A 15432-nucleotide genomic window follows, 5' to 3' on the forward strand; every position below is an offset into this window, starting at 1 on the left:
ATGGAACCCACCGCTCTGACCACGGCCCGGCTGGACCTGCGCCCCTTCGCCCCTGCCGACGAGGACGAGGTGTACGCGGCCGCGCAGGACCCCGGCATCCAGCGCTGGACGATGGTCCCCTCCCCCTACCGGCGCGAGGACGCGCACGCCTTCGTCAACGAGATCGCGCCGAACGGCTGGCGCGAGGACACGGGCTACCCCTTCGCCGTCCGCCTCGGTCCCGGGGGCCCGCTGGTCGCCGCCCTCGGCATCCACCGCCGCGGGGAGGAGGGGTACGAAATCGGCTACTGGACGGTCAAGGAGCACCGCGGCCGGGGCTACATGGCCGAGGCCGTGGCGGCCGTCGCCCGGTGGGTCTTCACCGAGATGGGCGTCGTACGCCTGGAGTGGCGCGCGGAGGTGGGCAACACCGGCTCCCGGGCCGTCGCGGAGAAGACCGGCTTCCGTGTGGAGGGCCTGCTGCGGGCCGGCCTCATCCGGAGCGGCACCGCGCGCGACTGCTGGGTCGGCGCCCTGCTCCCCTCGGACCTGGGCCTGACGCCGGCCCTGCCGTACCTGTCCGCCGGTGTCGGTGGCGCCGCCTAGGCTGCGGACCATGACCAGCCTGCCGCAGCCGATCGTGTCCCTGTCCGCCGACGAGGCCCGCCGCATCGCCCTGCGCGCGCAGGGGTTTCTCGGTGCGCCCGACCGCCGCGGCGGGGTCCGGGGCGTCCTGCGCCACCTGGGCGCCGTGCAGCTGGACACGATCTCCGTCCTGGCCCGCTCGCACGAGCTGATCCCGTACGCGCGGCTGGGCGCCGTCGGCCGTACGGCGGTGGAGGGGGCCTACTGGTCGCAGCGCCACGCCTTCGAGTACTGGTCGCACGCGGCCTGCATCCTGCCCATCGAGGAATGGCCGCATTTCGCCTTCCGCCGCCGCTCCCGCCGGGTGCGCGGCCGCCGCTGGCACGTCCTTGAGGACAAGGAGCGCTCGACGAAGGCGGTACTGGACCGGCTGCGGGCCGACGGCCCGCTGACCTCCACCGAGCTGGGCGGCGCCAAGAACGGCGGCGAGTGGTTCGAATGGTCCGAGACGAAGATCGCGGTGGAGTGGCTGCTCGACACCGGCGAGGTGGTGTGCAGCGAGCGCCGCGGCTGGAAGCGGGTCTACGACCTCCCCGAGCGCGCCGTCCCCGGCGCCCTGCTCCACGACGACCTGGACGACCGCGAGTGCGTGCGGCGTCTCGTCGCCCTGGCGGGCCGGTCATTGGGCGTGGGCACCCGCGCGGACATCGCCGACTACCACCGGCTCAAGGGGGAAGAGGTCGACGCGGTGATCGCCGATTCCGGTCTGGTCCCGGTCACGGTGGAGGGCTGGGCGAAGCCGGCCTGGGCGGATCCGGCGGCCCTCGCCACGGCGCCCCGCGGCCGCCACCGCACGACGCTGCTCTCCCCCTTCGACTCGCTGGTCTGGGACCGGCCGCGCACGGAGCGGATCTTCGGTTTCACCCATCGCCTGGAGGCTTACGTCCCCAAGCCCAAGCGGATACACGGGTACTTCGCGATGCCGCTGCTGGCCGGCGGCCGCCTCCAGGGCCGTGTGGACCCGGGCCGCGAGGGCACGACCCTGGTCGCCCGACGGCTCTCCCTGGAGACGCCCCGGGCCGCCGCCGCGATGGCCGGGGCCCTGTGGGAGGCCGCCCGGTGGGTGGGGTGCGAGGAAGTCCGCGTCGACCTGGCGCAGAGCCCGCAGGAGGCCGAAGCCGTCAGGGCGGAACTGCGCGCGCAACACCCGTGACGGCCGCGCGCCCCGGCGCCCGGGCCGCCCCTTCCGGATCGTGGCGGCACACGCCGCCCGGCACGATCCGAAAGGGCGGCCTAGCGAATCTCCAGGATCTTCTCCCGCATCGCGTAGACCACGGCCTCCATCCGGGAGTGCAGCTGGAGCTTCTCCAGGATGTTGCGCACGTGGTTCTTCACGGTGTTCTCGGAGATGAACAACTGCTTGGCGATGTCACGGTTGTTCATGCCCGTGGCCACCAGCTTCAGGACCTCCAGCTCCCGGTCCGTGAGCCGGGGGGCGGGCACCAGCCGGCGCTCGTCCGTCCGCTGGATCATCGACTTGAACTCGGTGAGCAGCTTCGACGCCATCGACGGGCTGATCTGCGACTGTCCGTCCGCGACCGCCCGGATCGCGGTGGCCACCTCGTCCGTCGAGATCTCCTTCAGGAGGTAACCGGTCGCCCCCGCTTTGATCGCCTCGTAGAGGTCCGCCTCCTCATCGCTGATCGTCAGCATGATGATCTTCGCGGAGGGTGCCACCTCCTTGATCGAGGTACACGCCTCGATGCCGCCGCGCCGGGGCATCCGCACGTCCATCAGCACGATGTCCGGCAACAGGTCTGCCGCCTTGTCCACGGCCTCCGCGCCGTCCCCCGCCTCACCGACGACCTGGATGTCCTCCTCCTGGGCGAGGACGATCTCCAGCCCGCGCCGGAAGAGGGCGTGGTCGTCGACCACGAGGACCCGGATGGGCTCCCCGGCCGACGGCCCGGCCGGCTCCGTCACCGGGCCCGCCCCGCGGCAGTCCGCACCGTTGTCACCGCGCACCGGTCCGAAGCCGTCCGCCATCGTTCCTCCCCCTGCATGTGCCGAGCTCCCGGGCCAACCGGACGCGCACCGCGACCGGTTGACTGTCCGCCATGATTCCATGCCCGCGGCAGGGCGCGGGGTGGCGACGGCTGCGGGCTGGCGCATACGCGTCACACGACGGCCCCCGCGGGACGCCGGAGCGTCCCGCGGGGGCAAGCCGATCGTGTGGTCAGCCGCCGAGCGCACCGCCGGCGCCGCCACGCGGCTCCTCCGAGCTGGAGGCCCCGTCGGGGTTCACGTGGATCACGCCGTAGTCGTACGCGTGACGCCGGTAGACGACACTGGGCAGCTTGCTGTCGGCGTCGACGAACAGATAGAAGTCGTGGCCGACCAGTTCCATTTCGTACAGTGCCTGGTCGAGCGACATGGGTCCGGCCGAATGGGTCTTCTCCCGGACGACGAGCGGGCCTTCGCCCTGGATTTCCAGCGAACCGATCCGCGTGGTGGGGATCCCGTCCGCCTTCTCCTCGGAAACCGGCTCTCCGTTTCCGTTCAGCGTCGCGGCGTCGGGCACCACGTCGGCGACCTCCGCCGCCGGGATGCGTCCGCTGCCGCGGCGGGTGTGGCGCTTGTCGTGCTGCTTGCGCAGCCGGGCCTCCAGCTTGTCCTGAGCCAGGTCCAGCGCCGCATACGGGTCGGCAGCTGCGGCCTCGGCCCGGATCACCGGACCCCGCGAGTGCAGGGTGATCTCCACGCGGTCGGAACGGTCGGCCTGGCGCGGGTTGTGCTCCTTGGACACCTCGACGTCCAAGCTGATCACCTTGGCGTCGAGCCTCTGGATCCGCTCCGGATTCAGCTTCTCGGCCACGTGCTTGCGGAACCGGTCGGGCACCTCGGTCTTGCGGCCCTTGACGACGATGTCCACGCAGAACTCCGTTCCCGGATAGCTCCACCCCTGCGGGCGAAGCGTCTCCCTTTCGCACCAGACTCCGGTGAACACCGGAGACTCGGACTTGGCGACTTTCACCTCCTCCTCCCCCATCGGCAAGATCTAAACCCACCGACTTCGGAGTCGAGAGACAGCCTCCTGAACACGAAGATTTTTCGAAACGTGCGATCCGACGCGCGGGGCCAAGGTCTCGCCAGTTCCTCACAACCGAACATATCTCTCTATGACGGTTGGCGGCACCCGCTACCGGAACGTACCTCCGTTCAGGTGACTGTTCCCTCTTACTACCTGCAACGATGCGCCTTCCCTGACAGTTCCAAAACTATTCACAGGATTGTCGATCAGTAGCTCCGGACGACTGGATCCGCCCGCGGAAGTCCGATCGCGCGGCCACCACCGCCGCGCCCGGCGCGGCTCCCTGCGCCAGCCCCGCGACGCACACCGCCCGGGCCGCCTCCGCCAGCGTCGCCCCCGTGGTGACGAGGTCGTCCACCAGCACGACGACGGCCCCGGCCGTCAGCCGCGCACCGCCCCGCCGCACCTCCAGCGCACCCGCCAGGTTCTCCCGGCGCTGCCGGGCGCCCAGTCCGGCCTGGTCCGCGACGGCTCTGCGCAGTCTCAGTACGGGCGCCACCCGCGCGGGCACACCGCTGCGCCGCAGCCGGGCCGCCGCGGCCAGGGCGATCCGGCGCGCCGGATCGTGCCCGCGCGCCCGCACCTGCCGCCGCGCCGAGGGGACCGGTACCAGGGCCAGCTCACGGCCGCCCGGCTCACCGCCCACCGGCGCCGCCGCGGCCCGCACCGCCCCCGCCAGGGCGGCGCCGAGGGCCCCCGCGAGGGGTAGCGCCCCCCGCTCCTTGTGGGCCAGCAGGACCTGCCGTACGGGCCCGTCGTAGACGGCGGCGGCATGGACGGCCGGGAGCCCCCGCGGCCGGGGCGAGGGCCGCGCGAGGAACACCGGGTCCCCGCCCAGCGCGGCGAGGCAGGCCGCGCACAGCAACACCCGCGCGGCGCCGCAGCCCGCGCAGTCGACCGGCAGCACCAGCCCGGCGACCTCCCGCCACCACCATCCCTGCATGTCCCCACCGTGCCCTGGCCGCCGCCCGCCCGCGACCCCTGTGGACAACCGCGGGCGCCGTGGCGCACAGCCGTCCGGCACACAGCCCAGCCCGGTGCACGGCGGTGCGATGCACAGCCCATCCGGCACACCCCGGTCCGCCGGACAGCCCATCCGCTGCACAGCCCGTCCGGTGCGTGGAGCCCGCGGCGTCCTCAGCCCGGGTACACCGGCGCCCGGCCGCCCGCCGCCACCGTGCGCCACTGCGCCCCCGGCGGCAGCCACACGATCCCGTCGTCCCCCGAGTACGCCACCACCGGCTTCGGCTTCGCCTCGTCCTCCGATGCGGCCACCGCGACCGCGCTGAGCCCCGTCGCCCCGGGCAGGCTCGCCGCGACCATCGAACCGTCCGCCAGCATGTACCGGGCCTGCACGACCCCGCCGCTCTCCCGGCCCACCACCAGCAGCCGGCCCCGCGGCGCCCAGCTCATCGCCGTCACGTCCGCCATCTGCGGCGCGGCCGGACGCAGCTCGCGCACCGACACCGCCGAGACGTCACCCTTGCCGTCGGGCCGCTCGATCCGCCCCACGAAGAGGTTCTTGCGACCGCCCTCCCGCTCCACGAGCAGCGCGAGGCGCACCCCGTCGGCGGAGGCCTTCAACGAGGTGATCCGTCCGTCCAGCCCGGCGACCTGCACCTTCTCCGGCGTTCCGGTGCCGCCCGGCACCCGCCACAGCCCCGGCCGCTGGGGATCCTGGTCCGCGATCCACAGGTCGCCGGCCGCGTCCCAGCTCGGCGCCGTCAGCGTGTTCGGCTTGTTCCCCTTGCCGACCAGCGGCACCGGCTGCGGCATCGGGCCGGCCCCGGCCATGGGCACCACGTACAGCCCGTGCCCGTCCTCGGAGACCACCGCCGTGCGCCGCTCGTCGTAGGACACGGCCGCCGAGCCGACCTTGAACCCCGGGGGCGTGGTCAGCGGGCCCGGCACCGGCTCGGGCCGGGCCTGCTGGTCCTCGCCGGCGATGTCGAGCTTCATCCGGACCAGCCGGTCCTCGTTGTCGACGAAGTACTGGTACTCGGGGGAGCGCGGCCGGTTGGCGATGACCGCCGCCGTCACCTCGGTCACCGAGCACAGCGAGGACGACTTGCCGTCGGGACGCAGCAGTTCGACCCGGTCCAGCCGTGACGCCGTCAGGTCCTTGACCGTGTAGAGGAGTTGGGTGGCCATCTTCTGGCACTGCGGCTGCGCGACGTTGTCGGCCTTGTCGTTGAGCGGCACCCGCAGCGTGTTCTGGCCGTCGTACGAGAGGGACTTGGTGCCCGGACGCAGTTCCGTCCCGGCGGGGAAGCTGGATTCCACGACCGGCGCGAGCCACCGCGACGGCCCCGCCAGCAGCGACTGCACGGTCTGCGTGGTCGGGTCCATCCGCGAGTCCGGGTCGCTGCGCTGGCGCACGTACACCGGGTCGGCGACGAGCGCGCCGCCCGCGAAGTAGTACTTGTTGACCGGCATGTAGATGCGCTGGAAGTCGGACTCGCTGAGCACGAGGCTGCTGGGCGGGCTCGCGATCCGCCACTGCTTGTCCTCTTGGACCAGCTGGAGGAACTCCTCGTACGCCCCGCCGCCGGTCTCCGGCTGGTAGGCGCTGCGCTCGTCCACCGTCGCGAGCTTCTTGCCGGTCACCTTCCAGCGGGGCCGCTCGGCGTCCTTCTCCCCGCGGACCGGGGAGCGGTCGAGGCCGGCCGAGAGCACGGTGACGGCCGACCCGGGCCGCCAGCTCTTCGCGGCGTCCTCGGTGAGGTACTTGCGGGCGGTCTCCAGCTGCGGGTCGTCGCTGGTCATCGCCTCCAGGAAACCGTCGACGATCTCCGCCGGACTGGCCTTGTCGGCCGGCGGCACGCCGAAGACCCGCACCTGGGAGTCGACGCCCTGCGAGGCCTGCACCGAGCGGATCTCACCGTGGTCGGGCATCGAGGCGCACCCGGCCAGCAGCAGTCCGGCCGCCCCGAGGGCCCAGGCCCGTACGGCACGCCCCCGCCCCCGGGCCCGCGCGCTCCCGCGCTCAGCGTCCATCGGGTCCGTCGGGTCCATCGGATCGATCCTCCTGTGGTGCCTGCTCGGCCGGCCGGGGCACGACCCTGGCTCCGTTGCCCGGCAGGGCCGTCGGGTCGGCGGGTACGGGCATCGCTCCGGCGACCGCCGACCGCGGCGGGATCGGCGACCGGTCGCCGCCGTCCGCGGGCTGCCGCCGGGCCGCCGCACTGCCGGCGGCGTCGGCCGCGGCCCTGGCCCGGTTGGCCCGGGAGTCCTCCGGTTCCAGCGGGATGGGCGAGCCCCTCAACGGTTCGTCGGCGGTGCGCGGCAGCGTGAGGCGGAACTGCGAGCCACCCCCGGGCTCACCCCATGCCTGGAGCCAGCCGCCGTGCAGGCGGGCGTCCTCGACGGCGATGGACAGGCCCAGCCCCGTCCCGCCCGTGGTGCGCGCCCGCGCCGGGTCGGCCCGCCAGAAACGGTTGAAGACGCGGGTGGCCTCGCCGGGCTTCAGCCCGACGCCGTAATCGCGCACGGCGACGGCGACGGCGCCGCCCGCGGACGCGAGCCGGACCACCACGTCGCGCCCCTCGCCGTGCTCCACCGCGTTGACGACGAGGTTGCGCAGCACGCGCTCCACGCGCCGCGCGTCGGCCTCGGCGATGACGGGCTGGCTGTCGCCCAGCACCCGGATGCGGGAGCCCTTGTGTTCCGCGAGCGGCTCGGCCCCGTCGATGACGCGGTGCACGACGTCGCGCAGGTCGATGGGTTCCGCCTCCAGGGCCGCCGCCCCGGCGTCGAAACGGCTGATCTCCAGCAGGTCCGCGAGCAGCGACTCGAACCGGTCGAGCTGCCCGGCAAGCAGCTCGGCGGAGCGCGCGGTCACCGGGTCGAAGTCGACCCGGGCGTCGTGGATGACGTCGGCGGCCATCCGTACCGTCGTCAGCGGGGTGCGCAGTTCGTGGGAGACGTCCGAGACGAACCGGCGCTGCATCCGCGAGAGGTCCTCCAGCTGCTGGATCTTGAGCTGGAGGTTCTGGGCCATCTTGTTGAACGCCTCGCCCAGGCGGGCGATGTCGTCCTCACCGGTGACCTTCATCCGCTCCTGGAGCCGCCCGGCGGAAAGCCGCTCGGCGATGCCCGCGGCCATCCGGACGGGAGTGACGATCTGGCGCACGACGAGCCAGGCGATGGCGCTGAGCAGCACGACGACGAACAGCCCGGCGGTGGCGATGGTGCTCTTGACGAGGTTGAGGGACTCCTCCTCCTGCGTCAGCGGGAAGAGGTAGTACAGGTCGTACGGGTCCCCGTTGATGTCGGTGAGCCGCTTGCCCACGACCAGCGCGGGCTCGGGCGCCTTCTCCCCGGCCCCGGCGGTGTACCGGATCTCGGAGAAGGTCTTGAAGGTCCCGGTGGCGTGATTGACGGCGCGCCGCAGCGCCGCCGGCACGCTGGCCGTCGGATCCACGTTGCCGGAGGCGCGGGCGCCCTTGACGCCCTGGGCCCCGGGCAGCGCCTGCTCCCCGGTGCCGGCGCCGAGCGCGGCCACCTCGAAGGCGGTCTGGCCGCCACTGGCCAGCTGCTTGACGAGGGAGTTCATCCAGGTGCTGGCGTCCCGGCCGACCTTGTTGTCGGTGGCGTCGGGCCCGTCCACCGTGGCGGGAGCGTTGGCCTTCTCCTGTGCGACCGCGAAGCCGCCCGCGGCCTGGCTCTGCGCCGCCTCCTCCTTGGCGTCGAGGAGGCCCTTGCTGACCTGCGCGATGACCACGAAGCCCAGCGCGAGGACGACGGCCAGCGACATCAGCAGGGTGGCCGCGACCACCCGGAGCTGGATGTTGCGCCGCCACAGCCGGACAGCCGGAAGCAGCGGCCGGCGCACGAGGCGCACGAACAGCCGCAGCACGGGGCCGCCGGGAGCTCCGTCCTGGAGCAGCCGGCCGGCCCGCAGGCTCCCCCAGCGGGAGCCGACCCGGTCCTTGCCGGCCTGCACCTCAGCTGGGTCCGGCCTTGTAGCCGACACCGCGCACCGTCACGACGATCTCGGGGCGCTCCGGATCCTTCTCGACCTTGGAGCGCAGCCGCTGCACATGCACGTTGACCAGCCGGGTGTCCGCCGCGTGCCGGTAGCCCCAGACCTGCTCCAGCAGCACCTCGCGGGTGAACACCTGCCAGGGCTTGCGCGCGAGGGCGACCAGCAGGTCGAACTCGAGCGGGGTCAGGGCGATCGAGGCACCGTCCCGCTTGACCGAGTGCCCCGCCACGTCGATGACCAGGTCACCGATGGCCAGCTGCTCGGGGGCGGGCTCCTCCGACCGGCGCAGGCGGGCCCGGATGCGGGCCACCAGCTCCTTCGGTTTGAACGGCTTGACGATGTAGTCGTCGGCACCGGACTCCAGGCCCACCACGACGTCGACCGTGTCGCTCTTGGCGGTGAGCATCACGATCGGTACGCCGGACTCGGCCCGGATCAGCCTGCAGACCTCTATGCCGTCCCGTCCGGGCAGCATGAGGTCGAGTAGCACCAGGTCCGGCTTCGCCTCCCGGAAGGCAGCAAGTGCCTTGTCACCGTCCGCTACGAACGACGGCTCAAAACCTTCTCCACGCAGCACAATGCCGAGCATCTCGGCCAGCGCGGTGTCGTCGTCGACGACAAGGACTCGTCCCTTCATGGTTGACATCATCCCATTAGCTAATCGTTACCTGGCGGTGAGCTGTCCCACAGCCAAAAGGGCTGGAAATCGCCCCTCGGACCTGCGTGGAGATCAGGTCGACCAGTCTGCCCCGGATCCGGGTGACAATTGAAGGTACGGGCTGCCCGGGATCCGGGGGGACGGCTGGTCCGTTCGGTGATCCCACGTGACACGATGGCAGCGACCAGCGCCCCCACCGCAGCAGGTGCACGTGAAGGAGCGACGATGAACGACTCTCCGGGCTGGGCTCCGCCCGGATCCTCCCCGTCCGACGGTGAGCGGCCGGAAGCGCCGGCCGACCCGCGGCAGGAGCAGCCGTCGCAGCCCGCCGGCGACCGGAAATGGTCCGCCGAGCAGCCGCCTCCCGGCCAGTGGTCGAGCCCGGGCACCGCCGCACCCGGCCCGGCCGCCCCGCAGCAGCCGCAGCAGCCGCCCCAGGGGCAGGGGTGGGGGTCCTACGGCCCGCAGCCGCCCGGCGCCCCCCAGGGCGGCCCGTACGGCCATCCGGGCGCCCACGGCCAGTGGGGCAAGCCCCCGGCCGCGAAGCCCGGTGTGATCCCGCTGCGCCCCCTGGGCCTCGGCGAGATCCTCGACGGCGCGGTGGCCACCATGCGCACCCACTGGCGCTCGGTCCTGCCGATCACCCTGGTCGTGGCCACGGTCGTGCAGGTGATCAACGTGCTCGTGCAGAAGTACGCCCTGTCCGAGTTCACCCTCGCCACCGATCCGGGGGCCGATCTCGACCAGGCCGTCAACAACCTCGCGGCGACCGCGGGGATCACCCTCGGCGCTTCCTTCGTCCAGGCCCTCGGCGGCATCGTGGCCACCGCGATGCTCACGATGATCTTCAGCCGGGCCGTGCTCGGCAACACCTCGACGATCTCCGCCGCATGGCGCGAGGCCCGCCCCCGGCTGCCACACCTGATCGGCCTGACGCTCCTCATGGGCCTCGGCGCGATCCTGCTCTTCGCCGTACTGGCCCTGCCCGGCATCCTCACCCGGCGCCCGGAGCTGATCCTGCTGGGCCTCTTCGCCGCGTTCCCGCTGCTCCTGTGGCTGTGGATCAAGTTCATCCTGGCCTCGCCCGCGCTGATGCTGGAGAAGGGCACCGTCTTCAAGTCCCTCGCCCGCTCCGCCAAGCTCGTCAAGGGCACCTGGTGGCGCGTCTTCGGCATCACCGCCCTCACCACCCTCATCACGTCCATCGTCGCGGGCATCATCGTCTGGCCCCTGACCATCGTTGGCATCGCCGTCTTCGGCGGCGGCATGAACGGCATCGAGAACGGCACCGCCTCCACCGCGTGGGGAGCGCTCGTCCTGTCCGGCATCGGCGCGATCATCGCGCAGACCATCGTGATGCCGATGCAGTCCGGCGTCACCGTCCTGCTCTACGTGGACCAGCGCATCCGGCGCGAGGCCCTCGACCTGGAGCTCGCCCGGGCGGCCGGCGTCGAGAACTACGGCACGACCGGAGGCTGACACACCGATGATGAGCACGGGGGGCCTCATCAAGCACGCCGCGGCGCTCCTGCCGGGCGCGGAGACACCACCGGTGACGACACCGCGCGAGCCCGCCCGGGAGGCGGCCGAGCACGAACTGTCCAAGCCGATGTACCACGAGAACGACCCGGGACTGGCGGCCCGCGCCCTGCGCAGGCTGTCCGCGTGGCTCGACGACCTGCTCGGCGCGGCCTCCGGGGCCACCCCGGGCGGCGCCGTCGGCCTCGTCGTGATCATCCTGCTCGCCGTGCTGGCCGCCGGCGCCCTGTGGTGGCGGCTGGGCACCCCCCGCCGGGCCGCCGCCGGGGCGGGCACCCTCTTCGGCGACGGCGTTCGCAGCGCCTTCGACCACCGCGCGGCCGCCGAGGCGCACGCGGCTTCGGGCCACTGGACCGAAGCCGTCCAGGAGCGCATGCGGGCCGTCGTGCGCTCCCTGGAGGAACGCGCCCTCCTCGACCCCCGCCCGGGCCGCACCGCCGACGAGGCGGCCGCCGAAGCCGCCGCCTCGCTCCCGGACCACGCCGGGGAGCTCCGCGCCGCCGCCCGCACCTTCGACGACGTCACCTACGGCGGCCGCAGCGCCGACGCGGACACCTACGCCCGCCTGCGCACCCTCGACCTCACCCTGGACCGCGCCAAGCCGCTCCTGACGGGACCCACCGCATGACCGGCCCCCCCACCCCCGAACCCCGCCCCGACGCCCAATCCCCCGCCACGCCCGGCACCCCTGACCGAGCCCGGGACCTCCCCGGCGCGAACAGCCGCCCCGGCGGCCCCGGCGGAAACTCCGCCAGCCGCAGCGGGGGCGACCCCCGCACCCCCGAAAGGCCTGGCGGGACCGGCGGATCACCGAACGTCCCCGGCAGAGCGGGCACCTCTGGCGGGGCCCCAGGCCTCCCCGGCGGCCCCGGCACCCCCGGTGACCCCGGCACCCCCGGTGACCCCGGCGCGCCTGGTGCCCCCGGCGGCCCCGGCGTGGCCGGTGGCGCCGCCGTAGCCGGGGCCGGCCGGGCGCAGGGGTTGCGGCGGCTGCGGGGCGCGCGGAGTGTTCTCGCCGTCGTCGCCGTGCTCGCCGCAGGCGGACTCGCCCTCGCAGCCCTCGGCTCCGGCACCCGCCACGGCCTCCTCGACCCCCGCTCCGCCGACCCCTCCGGCAGCCGGGCCGTCGCCGAGCTCCTCAAGGACCGCGGCGTCACCACCCGCGTCGTCACCACGGCCCGCGAGGCCGCCGGCGCCGCCGGCCCCCGCACCACCCTCCTGGTCACCGACCCGGACCGCCTCGGCGCAGCCCAGCGCGGCGCGCTGCGCTCGGCCATGGACCTCTCCGGCGGCCGCACCGTCCTGCTCGCCCCCGGCAGCCAGAGCCTCGCCGGCCTGGCCCCCGGCGTACGCACCAAGGGAGACGCCGGGCAGGACAACCTGGCCCCCGCCTGCGACCTGCCCGCCGCGACCACCGCCGGCCGCGCCGGCACCGGCAGCGGCCTGCGCTACACGACCACCCTCCCCGGGGCCACCGCCTGCTACCCCAGCGACGGCCACCCCACCCTGGTCGTCCTCCCCACCGGCACCTCCGCCGGCACCGGCCGCACCGGCGCCCCCGGCGCCCCCCGCACCACCGGCGACACCGTCCTCCTCGGCTCCGAGACGATCCTCCTCAACGAGAGCCTCGCCGACGAGGGCAACGCCTCCCTCGCCCTCCAACTCCTCGGCTCCCGACCCGAACTCGTCTGGTACATGCCGTCCCTCGCGGACTCCGGCCCGGACACCGGCTCCGGCCAGGACAAGACCCTCTTCGACCTCGTCCCGGCCGGCTGGTCCTGGGCCCTGCTCCAGCTCTTCCTCGCCGCCGCCCTCGCCGCCCTCTGGCGCGCCCGCCGGCTCGGCCCCCTCGTCACCGAGAAGCTGCCCGTCGTCATCCGCGCCTCCGAGGCCACCGAGGGCCGCGCCCGCCTCTACCGCAAGACGGGGGCCCGCGACCGCGCGGCCACCGTGCTGCGCGCCGCCGCCCGCGAACGCCTGGCCGCCATGGTCGGCGTACCGCACACCCACGCGCACGACCCCTCGGCGCTGGCGCCCGCCGTCTCCGCCCGACTCACCGGCGACCCGCGGACCAGGGACGTCACCGCCCTGCTCTTCGGCCCCGCCCCCTCCGGCGACGCGGCGCTCGTCGCGCTCGCCGACCACCTCGACGCCCTCGAAAGAGAGGTCCGCACGTCATGACGTACCCGGCCACCGAGTCCGCCACCGCGGACAGCGCCCGCGCTTCGCTCGAAGCGCTCCGCACCGAGATCGGCAAGGCCGTGGTCGGGCAGGACTCCGCCGTCACCGGCCTCGTCGTCGCACTGTTGTGCCGCGGCCACGTCCTCCTCGAAGGCGTCCCCGGCGTCGCGAAGACCCTCCTCGTACGAGCCCTCGCCGCCTCCCTCGAACTCGACACCAAGCGCGTCCAGTTCACCCCCGACCTGATGCCGAGCGATGTCACCGGCTCCCTCGTCTACGACGCCCGCACCGCCGAGTTCTCCTTCCAGAACGGCCCGGTCTTCACCAACCTCCTCCTCGCGGACGAGATCAACCGGACCCCGCCCAAGACCCAGTCCTCGCTCCTCGAAGCGATGGAGGAGCGCCAGGTCACGGTGGACGGCACCCCCCGGCCCCTCCCGGAGCCCTTCCTCGTCGCCGCCACCATGAACCCGCTGGAGTACGAGGGCACTTACCCCCTGCCCGAAGCCCAGCTGGACCGCTTCCTCCTCAAGCTCACCGTCCCGCTCCCCTCCCGCGAGGACGAGATCGGGGTCCTGACCCGCCACGCCGCCGGCTTCAACCCCCGCGACCTGCACGCCGCCGGCATCCGTCCGGTGGCCGGCCCCGCCCAGCTCGAAGCCGCACGCGAAGCCGTGGCCGGGGTCTGCGTCTCCCCCGAGATCGCCGGCTACGTCGTCGACATCTGCCGCGCCACCCGCGAATCGCCGTCGCTCACCCTCGGCGTCTCCCCCCGCGGCGCGACCGCCCTGCTGGCCACCTCCCGCGCCTGGGCGTGGCTGACCGGCCGCGACTACGTCACCCCCGACGACGTGAAGGCCCTCGCCCTGCCGACCCTCCGCCACCGCGTCCAGCTGCGCCCGGAAGCCGAGATGGAGGGTGTGACGGCCGACGCCGTCATCACGGCGATCCTCTCCCACGTCCCCGTCCCGCGCTGATGGCCCTCACCGGTCGCGCCGCCCTGCTGGCGGCCCTCGGCAGCATCCCCGTCGGCATCCTCGAACCGAGCTGGACGGGGATGCTCGCGGTCAACGGCCCCCTGGCGCTGGCCTGTGCGGTCGACTACGCCCTGGCCGCCCCCGTCCGGACCCTGCGTCCGACCCGCTCGGGCGACACCTCGGTCCGCCTCGGCGAGCCGGCGGACGTCCACCTCACCCTGACCAATCAGAGCAACCGCCGGCTGCGCGCCCGCGTCCGCGACGCCTGGCCGCCCAGCAGCTGGCTCCCGGGGACGGAAACGGCGGCCTCCCGCCACACCGTGGTGATCCCCGCGGGCGAGCGCCGCCGCCTGACGACGCGTCTGCGGCCCACGCGCCGCGGCGACCGACAGGCCGACCGCGTGACCATCCGCTCGTACGGCCCGCTGGGCCTGTTCGCCCGCCAGGGCGCCCACGTCGTCCCCTGGACGGTCCGCGTCCTGCCCCCCTTCGCCAGCCGCAAGCACCTGCCCTCGCGCCTGGCGCGGCTGCGCGAACTGGACGGCCGTACGAGCCTGCTGACGCGCGGTGACGGCACCGAGTTCGACAGCCTGCGCGATTACGTCCCCGGCGACGACACCCGCTCGATCGACTGGCGGGCCACGGCCCGGCAGCACAAGGTGGCCGTCCGCACCTGGCGCCCCGAACGCGACCGGCACATCCTGATCTGCCTGGACACCGGCCGCACCTCGGCGGGCCGCGTCGGCGACGCCCCCCGGCTGGACTCCGCGATGGACGCGGCCCTCCTCCTCGCCGCCCTCGCCACCCGCGCCGGCGACCGCGTGGACCTGCTGGCGCACGACCGCCGCCTGCGCGCCCTGGTCCAGGGACGTCCGGCGGCCGATGTCCTGCCGGCCTTCGTCAACGCGATGGCTGCGCTCGAACCGGAACTCGTCGAGACGGATGCGCGGACCCTGGTGTCCACGATCCTGCGCACCGCCCCCCGCCGCTCCCTGGTGGTCCTGCTGACCAGCCTGGACGCGGCGCCCGTCGAGGAGGGCCTGCTGCCGTTCCTGCCGCGCCTCACGCAGCGCCACACGGTCGTGCTGGCCTCCGTGGCGGACCCACACGTCGCGCGGATGACGACGTCCCGCGGCAGTGTGGAAGCCGTGTACGAGGCCGCGGCCGGCACGCAGTCCTCGGCTCAGCGCCGACGCACCGGTGACCAGCTGTCCCGCCACGGCGTCCACGTCGTGGACGCCACCCCGGAAACCCTGGCCCCCGCCCTCGCCGATGCCTACCTGGCTCTCAAGGCCGCCGGCCGCCTCTGAGTCCCGCCCGTCCCGTCCCGTCCAGGTCACCCGTGCGGGGAGACGATCTCTTTCCTGAGATCGTCTCCCCGCAAAAGGCCTTGAACGCAGAAAAGCCCCGCACCATGAATGGTGCGGGGCTTTCC

13 protein-coding genes are annotated in these 15432 nt (G+C 73.7%); 7 read left to right on the top strand and 6 right to left on the bottom strand.

What is annotated here, in order from left to right:
• Positions 1 to 585, top strand: a complete 585-nt coding sequence (locus tag AMK16_RS17255; RefSeq protein ID WP_073915786.1) for a GNAT family N-acetyltransferase — start codon at positions 1 to 3, stop codon at positions 583 to 585.
• Between the two features lie 10 nt (positions 586 to 595).
• On the top strand, positions 596 to 1777 hold the full coding sequence (locus AMK16_RS17260; protein ID WP_073915789.1) for a winged helix-turn-helix domain-containing protein: 1182 nt from the start codon (positions 596 to 598) through the stop codon (positions 1775 to 1777).
• An 80-nt stretch (positions 1778 to 1857) separates the two neighbouring features.
• On the opposite strand, the gene AMK16_RS17265 is transcribed toward AMK16_RS17260, so the two are convergent.
• The 6 genes from AMK16_RS17265 to mtrA form a co-directional block, all read right to left on the bottom strand.
• Positions 1858 to 2610, bottom strand: coding sequence for a response regulator (locus AMK16_RS17265; RefSeq protein ID WP_073915792.1), 753 nt, complete (start codon positions 2608 to 2610; stop codon positions 1858 to 1860).
• Between the two features lie 190 nt (positions 2611 to 2800).
• Positions 2801 to 3496 (bottom strand): ribosome hibernation-promoting factor, HPF/YfiA family, encoded by a 696-nt coding sequence (gene hpf / locus AMK16_RS17270; RefSeq protein ID WP_242438775.1) that lies wholly within the window; start codon positions 3494 to 3496, stop codon positions 2801 to 2803.
• 346 nt (positions 3497 to 3842) lie between these two features.
• Positions 3843 to 4598, bottom strand: coding sequence for a phosphoribosyltransferase (locus AMK16_RS17275; protein WP_073915795.1), 756 nt, complete (start codon positions 4596 to 4598; stop codon positions 3843 to 3845).
• A gap of 194 nt (positions 4599 to 4792) precedes the next feature.
• Complete coding sequence (locus AMK16_RS17280; protein ID WP_242438754.1) at positions 4793 to 6670, bottom strand: LpqB family beta-propeller domain-containing protein; 1878 nt, start codon at positions 6668 to 6670, stop codon at positions 4793 to 4795.
• Positions 6642 to 8513, bottom strand: a complete 1872-nt coding sequence (mtrB, locus tag AMK16_RS17285; protein WP_073916289.1) for an MtrAB system histidine kinase MtrB — start codon at positions 8511 to 8513, stop codon at positions 6642 to 6644. Before mtrB ends, AMK16_RS17280 begins: the two co-directional genes overlap by 29 nt.
• Positions 8514 to 8601: 88 nt before the next feature.
• Positions 8602 to 9291 (bottom strand): two-component system response regulator MtrA, encoded by a 690-nt coding sequence (gene mtrA, locus AMK16_RS17290; RefSeq protein ID WP_189747360.1) that lies wholly within the window; start codon positions 9289 to 9291, stop codon positions 8602 to 8604.
• Between the two features lie 234 nt (positions 9292 to 9525).
• Between mtrA and AMK16_RS17295 the strand changes: the two genes are divergently transcribed.
• The 5 genes from AMK16_RS17295 (at position 9526) to AMK16_RS17315 (ending at position 15307) form a co-directional block, all read left to right on the top strand.
• Positions 9526 to 10779, top strand: coding sequence for a glycerophosphoryl diester phosphodiesterase membrane domain-containing protein (locus tag AMK16_RS17295; protein ID WP_073915798.1), 1254 nt, complete (start codon positions 9526 to 9528; stop codon positions 10777 to 10779).
• Between the two features lie 7 nt (positions 10780 to 10786).
• Complete coding sequence (locus AMK16_RS17300) at positions 10787 to 11467, top strand: DUF4129 domain-containing protein (protein ID WP_073915801.1); 681 nt, start codon at positions 10787 to 10789, stop codon at positions 11465 to 11467.
• Positions 11468 to 11820: 353 nt separating this feature from the next.
• On the top strand, positions 11821 to 13020 hold the full coding sequence (locus AMK16_RS17305; RefSeq protein WP_073916300.1) for a DUF4350 domain-containing protein: 1200 nt from the start codon (positions 11821 to 11823) through the stop codon (positions 13018 to 13020).
• On the top strand, positions 13017 to 13997 hold the full coding sequence (locus tag AMK16_RS17310) for an AAA family ATPase (protein WP_073915805.1): 981 nt from the start codon (positions 13017 to 13019) through the stop codon (positions 13995 to 13997). Before AMK16_RS17305 ends, AMK16_RS17310 begins: the two co-directional genes overlap by 4 nt.
• Positions 13997 to 15307 carry a DUF58 domain-containing protein gene (locus tag AMK16_RS17315; protein ID WP_073915808.1) on the top strand — a complete coding sequence of 437 codons (1311 nt, stop codon included), beginning with the start codon at positions 13997 to 13999 and terminating at the stop codon, positions 15305 to 15307. The genes AMK16_RS17310 and AMK16_RS17315 overlap by 1 nt, the downstream gene beginning before the upstream one ends.
• The last annotated feature ends 125 nt before the right edge of the window (positions 15308 to 15432 follow it).

Origin of the sequence: Streptomyces sp. CB00455 (assembly GCF_001905445.1) — a bacterium.
GTDB lineage: Bacteria > Actinomycetota > Actinomycetes > Streptomycetales > Streptomycetaceae > Streptomyces.

Bases quoted from the DNA above. Each gene is read 5' to 3' on its own strand.
- AMK16_RS17255 (WP_073915786.1), top strand. From the start codon at position 1: ATGGAACCCACCGCTCTGACCACGGCCCGGCTGGACCTGCGCCCCTTC.
- AMK16_RS17260 (WP_073915789.1), top strand. From the start codon at position 596: ATGACCAGCCTGCCGCAGCCGATCGTGTCCCTGTCCGCCGACGAGGCC.
- AMK16_RS17265 (WP_073915792.1), bottom strand. From the start codon at position 2,610: ATGGCGGACGGCTTCGGACCGGTGCGCGGTGACAACGGTGCGGACTGC.
- AMK16_RS17275 (WP_073915795.1), bottom strand. From the start codon at position 4,598: ATGCAGGGATGGTGGTGGCGGGAGGTCGCCGGGCTGGTGCTGCCGGTC.
- AMK16_RS17280 (WP_242438754.1), bottom strand. From the start codon at position 6,670: ATGGACCCGACGGACCCGATGGACGCTGAGCGCGGGAGCGCGCGGGCC.
- mtrA (WP_189747360.1), bottom strand. From the start codon at position 9,291: ATGATGTCAACCATGAAGGGACGAGTCCTTGTCGTCGACGACGACACC.
- AMK16_RS17295 (WP_073915798.1), top strand. From the start codon at position 9,526: ATGAACGACTCTCCGGGCTGGGCTCCGCCCGGATCCTCCCCGTCCGAC.
- AMK16_RS17300 (WP_073915801.1), top strand. From the start codon at position 10,787: ATGATGAGCACGGGGGGCCTCATCAAGCACGCCGCGGCGCTCCTGCCG.
- AMK16_RS17310 (WP_073915805.1), top strand. From the start codon at position 13,017: ATGACGTACCCGGCCACCGAGTCCGCCACCGCGGACAGCGCCCGCGCT.
- AMK16_RS17315 (WP_073915808.1), top strand. From the start codon at position 13,997: ATGGCCCTCACCGGTCGCGCCGCCCTGCTGGCGGCCCTCGGCAGCATC.